16 protein-coding genes and 3 pseudogenes are annotated in these 15,218 nt (G+C 36.4%); 4 read left to right on the forward strand and 15 right to left on the reverse strand.

The window, feature by feature from the left end:
- Positions 1-69: 69 nt before the first annotated feature.
- The 3 genes and pseudogenes from NSQ83_RS13490 to bltR form a co-directional block, all read right to left on the reverse strand.
- Positions 70-213, reverse strand: coding sequence for a hypothetical protein (locus tag NSQ83_RS13490; protein WP_032722385.1), 144 nt, complete (start codon positions 211-213; stop codon positions 70-72).
- A pseudogene (locus NSQ83_RS13495) lies at positions 191-322 on the reverse strand (hypothetical protein); the annotation flags it as partial. The gene NSQ83_RS13490 and the pseudogene NSQ83_RS13495, both read right to left, overlap by 23 nt.
- A gap of 64 nt (positions 323-386) precedes the next feature.
- Positions 387-1,208 carry a multidrug efflux transcriptional regulator BltR gene (bltR, locus tag NSQ83_RS13500; RefSeq protein ID WP_014480349.1) on the reverse strand — a complete coding sequence of 274 codons (822 nt, stop codon included), beginning with the start codon at positions 1,206-1,208 and terminating at the stop codon, positions 387-389.
- A 116-nt stretch (positions 1,209-1,324) separates the two neighbouring features.
- Between bltR and blt the strand changes: the two genes are divergently transcribed.
- The gene (gene blt / locus NSQ83_RS13505; RefSeq protein ID WP_003229880.1) at positions 1,325-2,527 is read left to right on the forward strand and encodes a multidrug efflux MFS transporter Blt; all 1,203 of its coding nucleotides are present in this window, start codon (positions 1,325-1,327) and stop codon (positions 2,525-2,527) included.
- A gap of 168 nt (positions 2,528-2,695) precedes the next feature.
- A pseudogene (gene bltD / locus NSQ83_RS13510) lies at positions 2,696-3,152 on the forward strand (spermine/spermidine acetyltransferase).
- 148 nt (positions 3,153-3,300) lie between these two features.
- Here the strand turns inward: bltD and NSQ83_RS13515 are convergent.
- The 3 genes from NSQ83_RS13515 to NSQ83_RS13525 all read right to left on the reverse strand — a co-directional run bounded on the left by NSQ83_RS13515 (position 3,301) and on the right by NSQ83_RS13525 (position 6,013).
- Positions 3,301-4,605 (reverse strand): hemolysin family protein, encoded by a 1,305-nt coding sequence (locus NSQ83_RS13515; protein WP_195727797.1) that lies wholly within the window; start codon positions 4,603-4,605, stop codon positions 3,301-3,303.
- Positions 4,606-4,886: 281 nt separating this feature from the next.
- Positions 4,887-5,030 carry a YrzO family protein gene (locus NSQ83_RS13520; RefSeq protein ID WP_014477437.1) on the reverse strand — a complete coding sequence of 48 codons (144 nt, stop codon included), beginning with the start codon at positions 5,028-5,030 and terminating at the stop codon, positions 4,887-4,889.
- Positions 5,031-5,047: 17 nt separating this feature from the next.
- Complete coding sequence (locus NSQ83_RS13525) at positions 5,048-6,013, reverse strand: DMT family transporter (RefSeq protein WP_088467290.1); 966 nt, start codon at positions 6,011-6,013, stop codon at positions 5,048-5,050.
- Between the two features lie 125 nt (positions 6,014-6,138).
- Here NSQ83_RS13525 and czcR point away from each other — a divergent pair, with 125 nt between their 5' ends.
- Complete coding sequence (gene czcR / locus NSQ83_RS13530; RefSeq protein ID WP_069322785.1) at positions 6,139-7,005, forward strand: LysR family transcriptional regulator CzcR; 867 nt, start codon at positions 6,139-6,141, stop codon at positions 7,003-7,005.
- A 120-nt stretch (positions 7,006-7,125) separates the two neighbouring features.
- Here czcR and NSQ83_RS13535 read toward each other — a convergent pair whose 3' ends face one another.
- The 3 genes from NSQ83_RS13535 to NSQ83_RS13545 form a co-directional block, all read right to left on the reverse strand.
- On the reverse strand, positions 7,126-8,163 hold the full coding sequence (locus tag NSQ83_RS13535; RefSeq protein ID WP_032722216.1) for an NAD(P)/FAD-dependent oxidoreductase: 1,038 nt from the start codon (positions 8,161-8,163) through the stop codon (positions 7,126-7,128).
- Positions 8,164-8,250: 87 nt separating this feature from the next.
- Entirely contained in the window at positions 8,251-9,198 is a 948-nt protein-coding gene (gene czcD, locus NSQ83_RS13540) for a CDF family zinc transporter CzcD (protein ID WP_198878613.1), read from the reverse strand.
- A gap of 287 nt (positions 9,199-9,485) precedes the next feature.
- Positions 9,486-9,875: a tautomerase family protein gene (locus NSQ83_RS13545; protein WP_032722222.1), complete on the reverse strand. Its 390-nt coding sequence runs from the start codon at positions 9,873-9,875 to the stop codon at positions 9,486-9,488.
- Positions 9,876-10,207: 332 nt separating this feature from the next.
- On the opposite strand from NSQ83_RS13545, the gene gltR reads away from it, so the two are divergent.
- Positions 10,208-11,098: a glutamate biosynthesis transcriptional regulator GltR gene (gltR, locus tag NSQ83_RS13550; RefSeq protein WP_019712544.1), complete on the forward strand. Its 891-nt coding sequence runs from the start codon at positions 10,208-10,210 to the stop codon at positions 11,096-11,098.
- A gap of 157 nt (positions 11,099-11,255) precedes the next feature.
- Here the strand turns inward: gltR and NSQ83_RS13555 are convergent, their stop codons facing one another.
- The 6 genes and pseudogenes from NSQ83_RS13555 to NSQ83_RS13580 form a co-directional block, all read right to left on the reverse strand.
- A complete protein-coding gene (locus tag NSQ83_RS13555) occupies positions 11,256-11,573 on the reverse strand; it encodes a hypothetical protein (RefSeq protein WP_015251620.1) in 318 nt (105 codons plus the stop codon).
- Positions 11,531-12,853, reverse strand: a complete 1,323-nt coding sequence (gene brnQ / locus NSQ83_RS13560; protein WP_032722226.1) for a branched-chain amino acid transport system II carrier protein — start codon at positions 12,851-12,853, stop codon at positions 11,531-11,533. Before brnQ ends, NSQ83_RS13555 begins: the two co-directional genes overlap by 43 nt.
- A 160-nt stretch (positions 12,854-13,013) precedes the next feature.
- Positions 13,014-13,346, reverse strand: a complete 333-nt coding sequence (azlD, locus tag NSQ83_RS13565; RefSeq protein WP_003245988.1) for a branched-chain amino acid transporter AzlD — start codon at positions 13,344-13,346, stop codon at positions 13,014-13,016.
- Complete coding sequence (azlC, locus tag NSQ83_RS13570; RefSeq protein ID WP_015251618.1) at positions 13,343-14,107, reverse strand: azaleucine resistance protein AzlC; 765 nt, start codon at positions 14,105-14,107, stop codon at positions 13,343-13,345. The genes azlD and azlC overlap by 4 nt, the downstream gene beginning before the upstream one ends.
- 12 nt (positions 14,108-14,119) lie before the next feature.
- Positions 14,120-14,593 carry an azlBCD operon transcriptional regulator AzlB gene (gene azlB / locus NSQ83_RS13575; RefSeq protein WP_015251617.1) on the reverse strand — a complete coding sequence of 158 codons (474 nt, stop codon included), beginning with the start codon at positions 14,591-14,593 and terminating at the stop codon, positions 14,120-14,122.
- Between the two features lie 331 nt (positions 14,594-14,924).
- Positions 14,925-15,160 (reverse strand): annotated as a pseudogene (locus NSQ83_RS13580) (barstar family protein).
- Positions 15,161-15,218 lie beyond the last annotated feature (58 nt).

A 15,218-nucleotide genomic window follows, 5' to 3' on the forward strand; every position in this document is an offset into this window, starting at 1 on the left:
TTTCTGGATGTTGAATTTCACTAGCCTTTGTTAACAAGACATCGAATGACACCTTTATATGATGGATTATCAAAGGTCGACGATCCTAAATGGCTTTTGAACATTTACATAGCACAACAACAGAGTATACGGAATTCTGTTGTTTGTCCCCCCTATCCCAGCTCTTTTAGATTTATCCCTTTGGATGCGCCTTGATGGCCAGCTTTTCAGCAGCGTAGAATTTATCGCCTCCTGAATCGTTATAGCATATTTCAACGCCGATAGACTTGCGGTTCCCAGTGCCGTTTGTACCGTCTCCTGTATGTGGGCTCGCTTTTAGTAAACCAGTTTATATTCTTTTTGGGCACACAACAGAAACAATTTTTCCATATGAAAATCTCGTAATCTTACACCTCTTTAACTTGAAGGAGGATTTTTGCATATGTATTTTCATACCCGTCAACTACCATCTCATCCAGCATATATTCCTCATATGCATTTTCCCCTATTTGCATTCCATTTCTTTCAATGAACTCAATGATTCTCCGGTACGCCTCTTCAGTATTTCCGCCTATTTCATATCCAACTGCATACAGGCCTTTTGGCCGTACATGATAATTTATGTTCTCTGCCCCATCTTTTACTTTTATATAAAAGTAACTGTAATTGTAGAAGTCTTTTTCTAAGATTTGTTCCCGTGCAAAGATTCCGCCTATCGGATATCCTTCATCTAATTCATATTGCTGAACTTCATGAATGAGTTCTGAAATGGCTGCCACATATTTTCGTTCTGGTAAGTTTAATGTTTTTCGGCTTAACATGAATGTTTCTTCATTTAAATATTCAAAAGAAATTGAGGAAAAATCAGTCTCAAGTGCTTGTTCTGTAAGCGTCACTTTTGTTTGTAAGATCGTTTGCAACTGCTTAAGCTCATTTATTTTTTTATCAATCTCAATAGACTTTTCTTTTAGAACATGCAGGATCTTGTCTGGTGTTTTTCCTTTTATTAGACACTTTATTTCTTTTAATGGAACCCCAAGCTCTTTAAATAGACTGATGACTTGAAAAATCTCAAATTGATGATAGGAATAATATCTATACCCATTTTCTTTTTTTATTTCCGGCGAGAAAAGACCAATCTCATCATAATGAAATAAGGTTTGTTTTTTTACACGGCAGAGCTTCGAAAACTCCCCTGTTGTGAAATACTTCTTAACATCTTCGCTCATAAAAACCTCCTTGACTATACGGTAACCATATACCTTATGATTTGATTGTACTTGAAAAAAGCTTCAAGCGAAAAGGATAGGTAAAAAGGGTTCAATTGAGTAAAAGGGGAATTCAGATGAAAAAATCAATAAATGAGCAAAAAACGATATTCATTATACTATTAAGCAACATCTTCGTAGCATTTCTTGGTATCGGTTTAATCATTCCAGTTATGCCTTCTTTTATGAAAATCATGCATTTATCCGGCAGCACAATGGGTTATCTTGTTGCGGCTTTTGCCATTTCTCAGTTAATTACTTCACCTTTTGCAGGTAGGTGGGTTGACCGTTTCGGGAGAAAAAAAATGATTATTCTCGGGTTGCTTATATTCAGTTTATCTGAGTTGATTTTCGGATTAGGGACCCATGTTTCAATATTTTATTTCTCGAGGATATTGGGTGGTGTAAGTGCGGCTTTTATCATGCCCGCGGTAACAGCATATGTAGCTGATATTACAACCCTAAAGGAAAGGTCAAAGGCTATGGGGTATGTTTCTGCTGCAATTAGCACCGGCTTTATTATTGGGCCTGGTGCGGGAGGATTTATTGCCGGCTTTGGCATCCGCATGCCGTTTTTCTTCGCCTCCGCCATCGCGTTAATAGCAGCTGTCACTTCCGTTTTTATACTAAAAGAGTCATTGTCGATAGAAGAACGCCATCAACTCTCATCTCATACAAAGGAATCAAATTTCATTAAAGACTTGAAGAGATCCATTCATCCTGTCTATTTCATTGCATTTATTATCGTCTTTGTAATGGCTTTTGGTTTATCAGCTTATGAAACGGTATTCAGCTTGTTTTCTGATCATAAATTTGGCTTCACACCAAAAGATATTGCAGCCATTATTACGATTAGTTCCATTGTTGCGGTAGTTATTCAAGTTTTACTATTCGGGAAATTGGTCAACAAACTTGGAGAGAAAAGAATGATTCAGCTGTGCTTAATAACCGGTGCGATCTTGGCTTTCGTGTCTACTGTTATGTCAGGATTTTTAACTGTTTTGCTTGTAACTTGTTTTATTTTTCTGGCGTTCGATTTGCTACGTCCGGCCTTAACCGCTCATTTATCCAATATGGCCGGTAACCAGCAGGGTTTCGTAGCAGGCATGAACTCCACATACACCAGCCTGGGAAATATATTTGGACCTGCTTTAGGCGGTATACTATTTGATCTTAACATTCATTATCCTTTCCTTTTTGCAGGTTTCGTTATGATTGTCGGCCTTGGTCTTACAATGGTTTGGAAAGAAAAAAAGAATGATGCTGCAGCTTTGAATTAATTCAGCCTCTATAAAGTCAAGTCATTTGGATGCAGGGAATGCCTCTGGCTAGGCACAATAAGAAAAGGTACTTAATATGATAGGCTACATGTTGCTTGACGTGAATATAGTTTAAGCTGAGTTTTAGCAATATCAGGATACCGGGATAAGAAAAAAGGAGAATGTAGTATGAGTATAAAAATAAAAGGAGTAACTGATGATAATCGTGCTGCAATTCTTGATCTACATGTCAGCCAGAATCAATTATCATATATTGAAACTACAAAAGTATGTTTAGAGGATGCAAACGAATGTCACTATTATAAACCTGTCGGGCTTTACTATGAAGGAGATCTAGTCGGTTTTGCAATGTATGGATTGTTTCCCGAGTATGATGAAGATAATAAAAACGGACGAGTCTGGCTTGACCGATTTTTTATTGACGAACGCTATCAGGGAAAAGGATTAGGGAAGAAAATGCTTAAAGCCCTCATTCAGCACCTTGCTGAGCTATATAAATGCAAAAGAATTTATTTAAGTATATTTGAAAATAATATTCATGCTATACGCCTTTCAAAGGTTTGGTTTTCAATTTAATGGTGAACTCGACTTTAATGGTGAGAAGGTAATGGTAAAAGAGCTATAGATATCCAAGCCTCCTTGTTTGCTGAGAAACGTTTGAACTTCGATAATGATTACCTACTTAAACTGCAAGTTAAAAAAGCCTGGATGAAAATTTCATCTCAGGCTTTAAGCATCTTATTAGTCAAAGTCTCATGTGTTTTATCCAGATGTTATTCTTTTTCCCGGACAATTTCTAAATAATTAATATGCCGGCCAACTGTTTTGTGTATTTTAAAAATATACCCATCGGCTTCTATAACGGATCCAACTGCAGCGTCTATTTCTTGAGTCATAAACCAGCCGCCTATCGTATCCACTTCGTCACTTGCTAACGTCGTTCCCAATAAATCATTTACATCCTCAATGAGCACTTTCGAATCTAAGATAAAGTGATTATCATTTACTTTTCTAATATCAGGCACTTCATCTTCATCAAATTCATCTCTGATTTCCCCAACAATTTCTTCAAGAATATCTTCAGCAGTGACTAAACCTGAAGTGCCGCCATATTCATCCACAAGAATAGCGATATGTGTTCGCTCTTTTTGCATTTTTACCAATAAATCATGAATTGGAACGGATTCAATAACATGGATAACAGGGTTGATATGATTTTCTAACTTGAAATCCTCTTTTATCTTCTGGTCTGTGTCAATATAAGCTGACAAGAATTCTTTAGCATTGATAAAACCAATGATTGAATCTTTATCTCCATTTAGGACTGGGTACCTTGTATAACTCTCTGTCTTAATGGTCTTAACAATAGTTTCATAAGAATCCTTACTAGAAATCGCTACGATCTCTCTTCTCGGAATCATAATTTCTTTGGCGATTCTTTCATCAAATTCAAAAATATTATTTACATATTTCAACTCATTTTGATTGATTTCACCGCTCTTATAGCTTTCAGACAGTAAGATGCGCAGTTCTTCTTCAGAATGAGCAAGTTCATGTTCTGATGCAGGTTTCAAACCGAAGAGTCCTACTATAAACCGGGCTGAACCATTTAAAAACCATATAAAAGGGAACAGGATGCGGTAAAACCAAATAATTGGCTTTGCAGTCAAAAGAGTGATGGTTTCCGCTTTTTGGATAGCGAGTGTTTTAGGAGCAAGTTCTCCAACTACAACGTGCAAAAAAGTCGCCATCACAAAAGCAATCACTAAGATCAATACATGTGAGACTGTTTCACTTACATGAAAATGAGCAAATAAGGGGTGCAAAATCACTTCAAAAGTCGATTCTCCAACCCAGCCAATTCCCAACGCTGTAACCGTGATCCCTAATTGACAAGCTGACAAATATTCGTCCAAATGAGTAATGACCTTTTTGGCTGATACGGCACCTTTTTTTCCCTCTAATATGAGTTGGTCAATTTTTGATGACCTGATCTTTACTATCGCAAATTCAGTCGCAACAAAAAATGCTGTTAAGACAATTAAAATAGTAAAGATTATAAGGTTAATGGTTGTCAATGATTTGCCTTACCTAGTAAGGCGTACACCTCCGATATAAATATTTATTTTTATAACCCGTTTTTTCTGAATAAACAAAAAACAGTATATATAACATTATAAGTTCAAAAGAACCTAAAATCAACTCTGAATGATGTAAATAATCATCTTTTTCCGTATGGAGAGTGGTTCCCATAGTATTCAACTAGCGATTGGTGACGTTTTAAGGCTTAAAAAAGAAAGCAAAATAAAAACACACCTGAATTTTCTGGTGTGTTTCAATAATATCCAACCGTCTTGATTTATTTAATGTCTTTATTAAGGTTTTCTTTTAAAATTTGAATCAATTCCGCCTGTTGCTTTATATTTTTGCGGCCATTTCTATTAATTGCAGCAAGTTCACAGACAATTCCAGCTGAAATGAAAAACAATAAACCTTCAAACATTTTAAATCCCCCACCGTCTAAGTGATAGTCAAATGTGTTTTTTCTTTTTGCAATACCTGCTTATAATCTTCCTTACGCTGATATATGTTATTTAAAATGAGTCCAATAATGACAAACAGTGTTCCTACTATATCAAAAGCAGTTATGTTATATCCTTTGATCACCATGATTAACAATGTAGTGATGGGGACAAAGTTAATAAATAAAATCCCGTTAATGGATGATAGGATTTTAATGCCATAGTTCCAACTAAGGAGGGCTATGATACCTGGTAAAGTAATCATAAATAAAAAATCATACTTAATTGCTGCAATCACTTTAATACTCGGTACCGACACGTAACCTTGCGCGGTAAGTATAGCTGTCATGATTCCTGTTATAGCTGTGCCGAATAAACATGTCAAAGTTGAATAACGAAGTGTGGACCACTCTCGGAATATCTGTCCCCCCATTGTGTAGACAACCCACCCTAAAACACCAATGAATATAAAGAGTAGCGAGAATAGATGATCCCCCAATAAAAAAAAGAAACTTATATTACCTTTGGTTATGACCATCGAAGCCCCCAAAAAGGCAATCAATATACTGATCATTGTGTATTTTTTAGGTTTCACATGTTTATATCCCCATAGAATAACAATTGAAAGCATTGGCATGAGTGCCTCGGCAATGGATGCTGTCATAATTCCAGACTTCCCCATCAACCTTTGACCTAAAAAAATAAGAACATTGTATACAGTAAACGCCATCACCCCAAATAAAATGATCCATTTTGCTTTACCCTCTAAATGAAATGATTTTTTTCCTTCTCTCACCAATAATAAAATCACTAACATAATCGTTACCACACCGTAGCGAATAAATGAAAAATAAAACGGATCAATAAATTCTAATGCATGATCTGCAACTGGAAACATCGCGCCCCAAGACATACTTGCTACTAAACATGTAAGGGCACCAATGAATAATTGACTTTTTTTCATTGAATTCCCCTCCTTTTCTTTAAAATTACAATGAGAATTATAAAAAGAAGTAAGCATCAAGTAAAATGAACAAAAGTGATGAAAAACATCATTGATAATGATACTTTAATGAAGGGGGGATCTTCATGGAACTGCGAGACTTACAAATTTTCAAATGCGTAGCCCATCACAAGAGTATTACCGGTGCTGCAAAAGAGTTAAATTATGTACAATCTAATGTAACTGCGCGGATTAAGCAATTAGAGAATGAGCTCAAAACACCTCTTTTCAATCGCCATAAAAAAGGGGTTTCACTAAGTCCAGAGGGCCGAAAAATGATTGAATACGTTAACAAAATTTTGAAAGATGTTGAAGAACTGGAGCAAGTCTTTCTAGATACTGATATACCGTCTGGAATATTAAAAATCGGTACAGTGGAAACAGTGAGGATACTGCCGACCATTATAGCTTCCTATTATAAAAAGTATCCTAATGTGGATTTATCATTGCAGGCTGGTCTAACAGAGGAACTTATTAAAAAGGTCATGAATCACGAATTAGACGGAGCTTTTATTTCAGGCCCTTTGAAACATTCTATTCTGGAACAGTATGATGTTTATACTGAAAGACTTACTCTTGTAACCAGTAACAAAACGTTTAATATAGAGGATTTTTCAACGACTCCGATTCTTGTTTTTAATCAGGGGTGCGGGTATCGGTCTAGGCTTGAACAATGGCTCAAAGATGAAGGTGTGCTCCCAAACAGAATGATGGAATTTAACATCCTGGAGACAATCTTAAATAGTGTTGCACTTGGACTCGGTATAACAGTGGTACCGGAATCTGCTGTTATGCATCTTGCTGCACAAGGTAAGGTTTATTGTCACCCATTACCTGAGAAAGACAGCTGTATCTCAACAATCTTTATACGCCATAAAGATGCGTACCTGACAAATTCAATGCGCAGCCTCCTTAAGACCATTGTTGAACATAAAAATATGAGTATGTCTTAAAGTGCTTTTTCTCTTTCTATGTTAACTTCTTAAATAAAAGAGAAAGCGCATCTCCACTTCGCTACCCTTATTCACGCAAAAAATAGAGCAGTAAACATGTGAGTTACTGCTCTGCTTCGTTTATTCACCGTTCATTTGTTTTACAATGTATTCAGCATCATTTCCTACGCCTTGAAGCAATGCTGAACCTCGCTTATGCTGCCAAGGCAAACCTATAAAGTATAATCCTTCTACAGGTGAAACACCTCTATGATGTATGATTCGACCTTCTTGATCCAAAACACCTTTTATATTTATCCAACATAAGGGATTCCTGAAACCAGTAGCCCAAATAATATTGTTTACTTCTAATGTAGATGAATCTTTAAAAATGATTTCATTTTGCTTTGCGGCAATGACTCTTTTTTTTAAGATGATCTCCTTCTGTTTTATTGCATGTTTTAATTCATGCCCAAATACTGGATCACCTTTCTTTTGAATGAATTTGCCTACTACTGATGTATGACTTGCATGTAAAACTCCTAATTTATCAAACCACCAAAAGATGCTTCTTTTTCCGATCATTAAAGGGAAATAAACTAGTTTATTACTACAGGCTAAATATGTAACTCTTTCTTTGGATAATTCAACAGCTATTTGAGCACCACTATTCCCACCACCAACTACTAGTACATTTCCATATGCCAATTGTTTTGAATTCTTATATTGTGATGAGTGTAGTTGATTAATATTATCGGATAAATCCTTTGATATTGATGGAATATTAGGGGTATGAAAAGGCCCTGTAGCAATGACAAGATTCTTCGTTTGATATTCTTCCCGATTTGTTTTTATTAAGAAATAATTCTTTATTTTTAGGACACTTATTACTTCTGTCCGTAATTGGATTGGAATTTCAAATTTTTTAACATACTTCTTTAGATAAGCAACAATTTCATTTTTTGAAGGAAATCCATGTTTTTCTCCTTCAAGATGCATTCCAGGCAAAGAGCTATACATTCGAGAAGTAAATAAAACTAATGAGTCATACCGATCTTTCCAGCTCTCCCCCACCTCATGACTTTTATCCAAAATGATAAACTTTTGATCGGACTGCTTAAGATAATATCCTATTGAGATCCCTGCTTGACCAGCCCCGATTACTATAGTGTCGTACACATTATCACCCCGCCAATTTCAAATTGTCAGTAGACAGAATCTGCAAAATCCTAGTTGATCTCCTCACTATAAAGTTAGATAAAAAATTTAATGGTGATGGTGGTCACGCTGCTTCTCCATTTTGGGCTGACAAAGGATCGCATTGTCGTGATTATGCGCTTCGGTTTCTATTTGAATGGTTACGTGCGTAATGCCTTTATGCTCAAGTTCATGTTCAATTTCGCGTAAAATATTTTCACTTTCTGAAATGGTCAGTTGATCGTCAACAACTGCGTGGCAAGAAAGAGCATTCAATCCGCTTGTGATAGACCATATGTGTAAATCATGAATGTTTTGAATTCCCTCTATCCCTTCAATTGTACGAATGATATCAGAGACATCGATATTTTCTGGAGTTCCTTCCATTAAGATGTGAATGGAATCTTTAGTCACATTGTAACCGCTTCTTAGAACAAGAATAGCCACAATGATACTAGCCAATGGATCTGCCCAGCCCCATCCAAAGAAGATGATAAGTATGGCAGCTAAAATGGCACCTACAGAGCCGAGCATATCGCTTATTACATGTAAATAAGCTCCTCTTATATTCAGATTATTCTTTGTATCTCCGCCACTCATCATAATCCAAGCGACCAATAGATTCACAACTAACCCGATGATACTAATTGTAAGCATGCCGGTTGTTGCTACTTTTGGTGGATTAGAGAAGCGTTCGATTGCTTCATAAATGATATAAAGAGAAATAAGAATTAAGGCAGCACCGTTTATCACAGCTGCAAGAATCTCAAATCGTTTATAGCCGAATGTCTTATTGTGATTTGCCTTTTTTTCAGCTAATGTAAAAGCAATCAGGGCAACCATTAATGAAATTGAATCACTCAGCATATGGCCTGCATCAGATAAAAGCGCCAGACTATTTGTTAAAAATCCACCTATAGCTTCTATTATCATATAACCTGTAATCATGATAAAAGAGATCAATAAAACCTTTTTATTTGCTCCTTCATTATGATTGTGACTATGATTGTGACCCATAAAAAACTCCTCCTTACCTAAAGTTTTTAATACATATGTATTTATTATTTCAAATCTGTTATGAAGCATTCTAACATGATGCAAATAATATTTATATATGAGCATGTGTTCATATATAAATATATCTGCTCTTTACTGAAATGTCAAAATATTTTTTATAGAAATCAACAATACCTCTTTAATTATTCTCTTATAAACATAAAAAAGCGGAGCAAACACATGGTTTGCTCCGCTACCCTAGTTTCTCTATCCTTTTCTTCAATCAAGCATTTGAGGGTAGTATTCAACTACAATTTACCTGTTAAAAATTGGGCCTCACCAAGTCCAAAACTCCAGTCAGCATTATCATTTTCAACAATAGATACAATTAAATCAGTTGATGCGATACCACACTCAGATTCCAGTCTTTCAGCTAACAGCCTGTAAAATTTTTGTTTCTTCTCTTCCGGTCGGGATTTACTTGTAACTGAAAGAACAACAAGATTTTTAGTTCGGTTAAATCCTAACCCAGTATCCTCAATAATCATATGATTTTCTGGATGTTCATGAACAATTTGATAACGGTCTTGTTGAGGCACATCAAAAGCCTCTACTATAACATTGTGAGCGACATCTAAAAGTTTTTTCAAACTTGATTGATCTCGCCCTTCTATTAAGTCAAAACGAAGTAATGGCATAAAATCCCCTCCTTCTACTACAACAGTCTTTTTAATTTCATTCGTTAATGTGTCAGCTATTTCCAAGCAGCTGCTACATTTAGAATAAAGTAATTTCCCAATAACCCCTTCATTCTGGTGTTAGTCAAGCCTATGTTATGATGTGTATTTCCATAGGCAATATACAGAATCAACTTCGAGTAAATTAACCATTTTTTGAAATAGCCTTATCACTTACTTTAGAAATCATTTATTCTTCTAAGCTTTAGTTTACATGAAGCTCTGCTATCATATATAATTCAAAATTAAGATGGAAGACATCTCAAAATCAGATATTAACTATGGAGGACTAGATGAATATTCAGTTGTTACAGGTTTTTCTCACTACTGCTCGTGAAGGCAGTATTTCCAAAGCTGCTCAGACTTTAAATTATGCACAATCGAACGTAACGAATAAGATACAACAACTAGAAAACGATTTACAGACAAAATTATTCTATCGCCATAGTCGAGGAATCACACTTACTCCCCCAGGGCAAATTCTTGTTTCTTACTCAGAGAAAATTCTACATACTATTGAAGAAGCTAGAGCAGCCATGGGCGAATCATCCGCGCCTTCTGGGCCACTGCGTATAGGATCAATGGAAACAACAGCTGCAGTTTGGCTTCCTCAACTCCTTGCACATTATAATAACCTCTATCCAAATGTTGATTTGAACCTAGTAACCGGCCCTACGGAACAACAAATACAAGCAGTTTTACATTATGAGTTAAACGGCGCTTTTATTTCAGGGCCTATTGAACACCCTGATTTAGTTCAAGAAAAGGTATTGGATGAAGAGATGGTTCTTGTTACAAGCGCTTCACACCCTGTGATTTCTTCCATTCAGGATGTTCAAACACAAACAATGCTTGTATTCCGTAAAGGATGCTCTTACAGAGCAAAGCTCAATCATATCCTCCAAGAAGAAGGTTTATTACCTATAAAATTAATGGAATTTGGCATACTTGAAGCGATCATTGGCTGTGTAAGCGCCGGCTTGGGGATTTCACTGCTGCCTCGTTCAATCATTGCTTCGCATGAAAAAGAAGGCCGCATTCGCAGCCACACTATCTCTGACAAATATTCTTTCGTATCAACCATGTTTATAAGGCGGAAAGACACTTTAATTACCCCTGCTTTATCTGCTTTTTTAACGCATATGAGGGATCATTTTCAGGTAAAGAGGCCAGATCAATCGTAAATAAATGGATGGAAGGCAGGCTTCGCCTCAAAATACCTCTGATCAGTTGTCTGATATAAAAATATAGGCGCATCTCATTGTTTGTATAGAGCAAAAAAGCAAACTTCGGTATGTAGTTTGCTTTTTCTTCGTGATTTTGCACTCTGAATTGTGAAACCTAGTCGATATTAGAATGTAGATTTTCCTCATTCAAAGAATTTTGAACGAAGATCATTGCCCTAGACACTTGGTTGCGTCTTGAAGTTAAAGGCTGACTATTTCCTAAAGAGTCAATCGCTCTCACAACTATTAAATATTCACCTACAGATTTCGGGTGACAACGGAAAGATTGATATTTTCGGTTGGACAGGGGCAGAACATCCAATTGTAACAGTTGAAGTATCCACTGATGGAGGAGATCCTGCAGATCTGAGTGATATTGCTGTTGATTGATCAACTTGTTTTTGTTCGGAATATACTCAGTATATAGCCGCATATTCCCCCTGTAATAGCTGGAATGAGCCACCCCAGCCCTATGTTATACATAGGAAGAATCTGAGTGAAAATATGATTCACAACTTCAATTTTTATTCCCGCCTCCTTCAAACCGTCAAATAAGCTGATGATGAATGCGAATAATAAACTGCCTTGATACACTTCTGTCTTCCCTTTAAATACAGAATGCAAAAACGTTAAAAATATTAAGGAAATCGCGATAGGATACATCGTCAGTAAGACAGGCATTGACACCTTAATAAGCTGGGTTAATCCTATATTTGCGACAAGCGTACTAAACACTGATAAAACGACAGCAATTTTTTTATAAGAAATGTTCGGGAATAGTTCATGAAAAAATGAAGAACACGCAGTGATCAGTCCGACACTTGTCGTCAGACACGCCACTGTAATCATTAAGCCCAATAAGATTGAACCATAAGAACCAAAATAATAGGATGAAACCTTAGCCAAAACCTCTGCTCCATTTTCTAAAATCCCTAGTTCTTCAACGCTGGAAGCCCCCATATAGGAAAGAGCTGTATACATAACTGCTAAGAGTACAGCTGCAATCGCGGCTGCTTTTGCACAAACACCCATCAGCTGTTTTTTGGTAGAAGCTCCTTGTTCTTTCAATGCATTCACGATGATAATTCCAAAAACAAATGCTACAAGGGCATCCAGAGTGAGGTATCCTTCCTGAAATCCTTTAAAAAACGCTTGTGATGTGTACCCTTTTGATGGTGCTTGAATGGTTCCAATTGGGCGAATAAGAGCTACCACTACAAGCAATCCGATAAATGTCAGCTTAATTGGCGTCAAAAATTTACCAACTATATCAATGATTTTTGAAGGATTGAGTGATAACAAGCATGCCAATGCGAAAAATAATATTGTAAATATGATCAATGAGACAGGGCTTGCATCATTTGATAAAAAAGGTTTTACCCCAATTTCAAACGATACGTTTCCTGATCTCGGGATAGCGAAAAAAGGCCCGATTGCCAAATAGAGAATCGTCGTAAATACAATGCCAAACACCGGGTGAACACGGCTGGCTAACGACTGTAAGTTTTGTTTACCCGAAAAAACAAATGCTGTTATAGCCAGTAATGGCAATCCAACTCCGGTCACTAAGAAACCTGCATTAGCGATCCATACATTTTTTCCAGCCATTTGACCAAGCATAGGCGGAAAAATGAGGTTTCCTGCTCCAAAAAACAATGCAAATAGCATTAATCCTATAATGATGATATAGGAAGCAGACACTTTTTTTGACATTATATATCCTCCGATTAAAGTAGACACTTCTTGAATAGCCAGGAAACATTACAGATGCTATTTGCACTGGCACAGTGTTGATTCCAAAATAAGCTTGTGTCAGTTTTATATATTTTTATCAAGTTTAATAAAAGCATGATTTGATAGTTTCCGATATCGGTTAAAAAACCAATTGCACCAAAACCATATAAACAACGGTTCCCCCCGCTATGGAAAGAAGCATATTTTTCTTCCACAAGTGAAGCAGTACAACTGCAGCTGCTCCAACTAATTCAGGAATGCCATGACTTCCAGAAAGCAGACTCACATCTTTTAAACAATAAATGACCAAAAGCCCGATTACCGCTGATGGCAGCACTTTACCAAGATACTGTACATATTTCGGTGTCGGTTTGCCAGACGGGAAAATCATGAATGGAAGGAACCGTGTCAGCATTGTTCCTAGCACGACCATTGCAATGGTGATCATTTGCTGCGTCATAGTCATCGTCATACGGAAACCTCAGCTTTCTCCAATGGTTTTCTCAGAACAGTCAGTACCCCTAAAATGGCGAGCATAGCAGGAATAATAAATTGGTTTCCGCCAAAAAGGATAAGACAGGCTACTGAAAGTCCAAGTCCTGAGAGAGCACTGTAATGCTTTTTCTCTTTCATCCATTGTTCTATGAATATCACAATAAACAGAGCAGTCATCACAAAATCAAGCCCTTCGGTATTAAACTTCACGTACGACCCAAAAATACCTCCTATCGCTGCCCCCGCGACCCAATATAAATGATTAAGCAGTGTCACAAAAAACATAAACCAGCCCTTGTCAACATTCGCCGGAACATTAGCGGTATAATTGATAGAAAATGACTCATCGCACATTCCGAAAATCAGATAAAGCTTTTTCTTTCCAGTCCCCCTGTACTTATCCAACATGGAAATTCCATAAAACAAATGCCGGGCATTGACCATTAACGTCAAAAAAAGAGCATTCATAGGGTTGAACGCACCAAGTAAAAAATTCGCTGCAACAAACTCCATTGAGCCCGCAAATATCATAAAACTCATGATGATTGGATAGATTGCGCTAAATCCCAAAGAATGCATAAAGATTCCATAAGCTATCCCCAAAAATAAAAACCCCGCAAAAATCGGAATGGTATATGGGAATGCAGAACGAAATGCAGCCCATATTTGACTTCTCTTATTCATATGAGTGTTTATAGCAGGAGAGCTTAAATGTAACGATTCTTTATTTTTATTCAAATCAACAACCTCCTACATTTCATCAATTGGCACACTGACAGTTCTTTTTTCTGTACTCATGACTATGCTTGTGTCAACTCCACTAATAGCAGGATTCTGCATTAATGAATCAATGATAAAATTCCGATAACTCTCCATGTCCTTCGCCACAATCTTAAGCATATAGTCATGGCTTCCTGTAAGTGTGTAGCATTCTTGAACCTGTGGGAATTTGTTTATATCCTCTAAAAATGAATGAATTGTCTCCCTATTTAAGGGTGATAAGTTGATGAGAGCTAGTGCTGTGACTTCGATTCCAAGTTTTTTCTCATCAACAATAGTCGTAAACTTTTTAATTATACCTGCTTCTACTAGGTTCTTTGTTCTTGCAAGGCAAGCTGATGGTGAAAGCCCAATTTTCTTAGATAAATTTAAATTTGATATTGAAGCATCTTCCTGCAATTCTCTTAAGATGGCCTTATCAGTTTCGTCAAGCATAATACCCATTTCACAACCCCCAATACCCTTAACAGAATTATATTTCATCCAATTTAAATAATAACGAATTTTTATTCGATAATCAAATATTATTTAAATTTAAATCCCTTTAAAATATTATTCACAGAATAAAATTATCCCCGTGATTAACTCATAATGAAATTAACTTACATCAGAAAGAAGTCATGGGAGAGTTATGTACTTGTGTGACTTGATACCAACATCATAAGAAACTTATCAGAAGCCAAAAAGTTATTGCGGTCTCACCGAAAATTGAATTTGCGGTGCCCATTGCCTTTTTCCGCGAACGAAAATTGTTAAAATTCGCAAAACAGAAAGTCTACTCTATTATTATTTTAAATTCGTCCTTTAGTTCCTCTTGAGCCTCTTGTAAAACTTCTAATACATCGTCAGCGTATGAACCTAAAAATGTATGAACTCAAAATTTTTCAAGACTAAAGTGAGCGGCAAATCCACCCACCCTGTCAGGCAATCCCATAAAGATTTATCTTTTAAAACATCATGTAAAACTTCTATATTTTCAAAGTCTTTTCCATCTATCATTATTTTTCTCATTAGAAACTATGCCCTCCATTATTTTATCTTAACAAACGTTTACTATGTAACAGCTGTT

This window comes from Bacillus sp. PS217 (assembly GCF_037963535.1).
Classification (GTDB): domain Bacteria; phylum Bacillota; class Bacilli; order Bacillales; family Bacillaceae; genus Bacillus; species Bacillus subtilis.